This is a genomic window from Kitasatospora sp. NPDC057512, assembly GCF_042802135.1.
GTDB lineage: Bacteria > Actinomycetota > Actinomycetes > Streptomycetales > Streptomycetaceae > Kitasatospora.
The window spans coordinates 1-3,943 of record NZ_JBHVET010000758.1 but is presented as its reverse complement, the minus strand read 5'-3'; the positions used below and the strand labels follow the sequence as shown (position 1 = coordinate 3,943).

General features: G+C 72.3%; 3 protein-coding genes. All 3 read left to right on the top strand.

Features of this window, described 5'->3' with window-relative positions; translation table 11 throughout:
• Positions 1–101 precede the first annotated feature (101 nt).
• Positions 102–1,355, top strand: a complete 1,254-nt coding sequence (locus tag ACFU6K_RS33265; protein ID WP_380669426.1) for an ATP-grasp domain-containing protein — start codon at positions 102–104, stop codon at positions 1,353–1,355.
• Positions 1,352–2,701: a hydrolase gene (locus ACFU6K_RS33260; RefSeq protein WP_380669424.1), complete on the top strand. Its 1,350-nt coding sequence runs from the start codon at positions 1,352–1,354 to the stop codon at positions 2,699–2,701. Before ACFU6K_RS33265 ends, ACFU6K_RS33260 begins: the two co-directional genes overlap by 4 nt.
• The coding region (locus ACFU6K_RS33255) for an MFS transporter (protein WP_380669422.1) at positions 2,698–3,943 on the top strand (1,246 nt) is incomplete at its 3' end. The genes ACFU6K_RS33260 and ACFU6K_RS33255, both read left to right, overlap by 4 nt.

Genomic DNA, 3,943 nt, shown 5'->3' with positions numbered 1-3,943 from the left:
GCCGGAGCCTGCGTCCGCTGACCGCCGCCGGGGCCCGCGTCCGCCGAGCCCCGGCCCCCCGTCATCCCCTGATCCGCCACAGTCCGAAAAGGAGCACAGCCATGCACATCCTCATGATCGAGTGCAACCCGAACGGGATCGCCGGTATCGCGAACGCCCTGGAACTGGGCCACGACGTCACCCTGGTCTCGGTCGACCCCGACTTCTACCTCAGCGTCTCGCCGCTGACCGAGGCCGCCTACGCCCACCCGAACTGCCAGGTCGTCAAGAGCGAGCAGGCCTTCTCCCTCGACGAGCTGACCGACCTGGCGCGGCGGCTGCACGAGGCCAAGCCGATCCACGGCGTCACCACGTACAGCGAGTACCACACCGTGCACACCGCCGCCGTCGCCGAGGCGCTCGGCCTGCCCGGCATGAGCGTCGAGGGCGCCCGCAACGCCCGGCACAAGCACCTCACCCGCACCACCCTGGCCGGCACCGGCGTCCGCCAGCCGCGCTTCGCGGTGGCCACCGACCCGGCCGAGGTGGAGGCCGCCGTCCGCGAGGTCGGCTTCCCCTGCGTGGCCAAGCCCTCCGACGGCACCGCCAGCCTCCACGTCCTGCACCTCAAGGACGAGGAGGACCTGCGCGAGTACCTCGCCGAGCTGGCCCAGGTCGCCGACTACGGGCGCGGCGTCGTGCGCATCCCGGAGATCGTCATCGAGGAGTTCGTCACCGGCGAGCTGATCTCCGTCGAGTCCTGCGTGCTCGCCGGGGGAGAGGTGGTCAACCTCGGCCTGACCGACCGCTCGCTCAGCGGCTTCCCGTACTTCATCGAGATGGGCCTCACCTACTTCAGCGGTCACCCGCTCCAGGAGGAGCTGTTCGCCGCCACCACCGCCGTGCTGAACGGGCTCGGCGTGGACTTCGGCTTCATCCACACCGAGTGGCTGCTGGGCCCGGACGGCCCGGTGCTGTGCGAGGTCAACGGCCGCCTGGCCGGCGGGATCGTGCCGACCCTGATGGAGATCACCTCCGGCGTGGACCCGTACCTGGAGGTCATCCGGCTGGCCCTCGGCGAGCGGCCCGAGCTGGCCTTCCCCCGCGAGACCACGGCCAGCGGCCACTGGTTCGGCTCCCCGGTCGCCGGGACGGTCGAGGCGATCGGCTTCGACGCCCTCACCGACCTGCCCGGCTTCCACAGCGCCCTCGGCTACAAGAAGCCCGGCACGGCCGTGAACCGGCTGTCCCGCAGCAACTTCGACTGGATCGGCCACATCATCTTCACCGGCGGCGACCGGGACGAGGCCGCCAAGCGCTGCCACGACGGCCTGGACCGCATCGACCTGCGCCTGTCGGTCGAGGTGGCCCGGTGAGCGCGGCCACCCCCGAGCAGCGGCGGCCCGCCGTACTGTCGGGCGTGGCCGTCCCCGCCCTGGACGCCGAGGCGCTGTTCGACGTGACCGTCGAGGACGGGGTCTTCACCCGGATCGAGCCCTCGGGCACCCGCCGCGGCGACGAGCCGGAGCTGTGGCCCGGCTACACCGAGACCCACGCCCACATCGCCCTGCCCGCCAACTTCGACGACACCGCCGAGGACCCGCGGATCATCGCCCTCCAGTACCTCTACCACGGTGTCACCCACGTGGTGGACATGTTCGGCTACCCGATGGTGGCCGACGCCTGGGAGGCCGGCCGGGCCGCGTCGGACCTGCCGTACCCCGAACTGGTCCACTGCGGCTACGCGGTGACGGCGATGACCAACGCGGCGGGCCTGTCCGGCCACGGCGTGGAGTTCCCGACCCCGGTGTACATGCTCGCGGTCGAGGCCGACCTCGACCAGGCGCTGCGCAACAACGCCGAGCGCGGCGCGACCTTCCTCAAGGTCATGTTCACCGACGGCACCGAGCAGCCGGGCTCCAAGGTGCGCTTCTCCCGGCTGTCGGAGCGGGTGCTGCGGTTCACCGCCCGGATCGCCGCCGAGCGCGGCATCACCGCGGTGATCGACTGCAACACGCTGGAGGAGACCCGCTGGGCCTACGACTGCGGCTTCCGGCTCTTCGCCCACACGGTCCGCGACCGCACCCTCGGCGACGCCGAGTGGAAGGACCTGGCCGGCGCCCGGTTCGTCTCCACCCTCTCCGGGCTGCGCCCGATGATCATGACGGCCGACGACTTCCTCGCCGCGTACGGCCGGGAGGGCTTCGCCGAGACCCAGGACGTCCGCAACCTGGACGCCGTCCGCGGACTGGAGCAGCCGTACGGGATCACCTACGGCCTGCAGGAGACCCGCACCGGCGCGCTGGGCGACATGCGCCGCAACGCGCTGGCCGCGCTGCGCGAGGGCAACCTGCTGGTCGGCACCGACTCGGGCAACACCGGTGCGTACCACGGCTACTCCCTCCTCGGCGAGCTCGACCTGCTGCGCGGGGACGACCCCTCGCTCGCCGGGGCGCTGCGCCACCAGGCCACCGTCGGCGGCCGGCGCTACTTCGACGAGCTGCGCGGCGAGTCCGGCGCCGCCCACCCGATCAGCGTCGGGGCGCCGGCCACCTACAACCTGCACGCACCGGGCCGGCCGCTCTCCGCGCTGCCCACCGCCACCGTCGTGCGCGGGACGCCGATCGACCGCCAGGCGGTCGCCCGGGCCATCGCCGGGCTCCGCGCCGCCGCGGCGGACGGCACGACGACGCACGACACGAAGGAGGGGGCGGCCCTGTGACCGTCGACCGCAAGCGGGCGCTGATCGGCGTCAACGCCGGCATCCTGCTCGCCAACACCGGCAGCTACATCTGGTTCCCCGTGCTGGTGGCCTCGCTCGGCGGGGTGGACAGCGGCTTCTGGGCCGGCGTCGTGATGGCCATGACGTACGTCGGGCGGCTGCTCGCCACCTTCTTCTACGAGGGCGTGGCGCTGCGCATCGGCATCCGCGGTGCGGTCTTCCTCGGTACCGCCCTGGAGGCGGTGGCGCTGGGCCTGATGGGCTTCGGCACCGGGGTGCTGGTCTACGCCGTGCTCGCCTTCTTCATCGGCTTCGGCTCCGGCACCTCCTTCCCCGGCCTGAAGAACGTCCTCGCCTCCTACCCCGACGACGAGCGCCCCAAGGCCTTCTCGACCTTCCAGATGGCCGGCCAGGTGGGCGTGTTCGGCGGCGCCATGCTGGGCGCCGTGCTCGCCGACGTCGAGCTGCGCACCCTGTTCTCGGTGGTGTTCGCGATCTTCCTCGCGTTCTGCCTGGCGGCCTCGTCCTTCATCCCCCGGGACGGCTTCCAGCCCCCGGCGCCGGTGGAGCCCGGGGCCGGGGCGGCGGCCCGCAAGCCGCTGTTCTCCACCGCGGTGTTCAAGGGCATCGACATCCGGGGCGCCACCCGCTACTTCCTGCTGTCGGCGGTGTTCTGGTTCCTGTCGATCGGCTTCATCGTCGGCATCCCGCTGCACATGGAGCGGTACGTGCCGCAGTGGGCGCCCTCCTCGCCGTTCTGGATCACCGGGCTGAGCATCCTGGTGCTCCAGTACCCGGTGTTCAAGTTCCTGATCGGCCGGTTCAGCCCGGCCGTGGTGATGGCGATCGGCCTCACCGGCATGACGGTGGCGTTCACCGCCCTCGGCGCGGGGCGCGGCGCGGCCTGGGTGGTGGTCGGGGCGCTGACCGTGGTGCTGGGCGAGATCCTCTTCGTGCCGTCCTTCGACATGTGGATCGCCCGCAAGGTCCCCGAGCGCCAACTCGCCAAGGCGATGGGGGCGATGCACTTCTTCCGCAGCGCCGGGAACATGGCCGGCTCGGTGCTCGCCGGTGTGCTGTTCGACATGTCGCGCTCCGCCGGGGTGCCGGGCGCGAACTGGTACGTCGACGCGGTGGTGGCCGCCGGCTGCGCGGTGGTCTGCCTGGTGGGCCGGAAGGAAGCCGCCGAGGCCGAGGTCGTGCCGGAGCCGGCGGACGCCGACCAGGCGGACGCGCTGGGCC

Excerpts from the sequence above, each read along its gene's own strand:
- ACFU6K_RS33265 (WP_380669426.1), top strand. The coding sequence starts at position 102 with ATGCACATCCTCATGATCGAGTGCAACCCGAACGGGATCGCCGGTATC.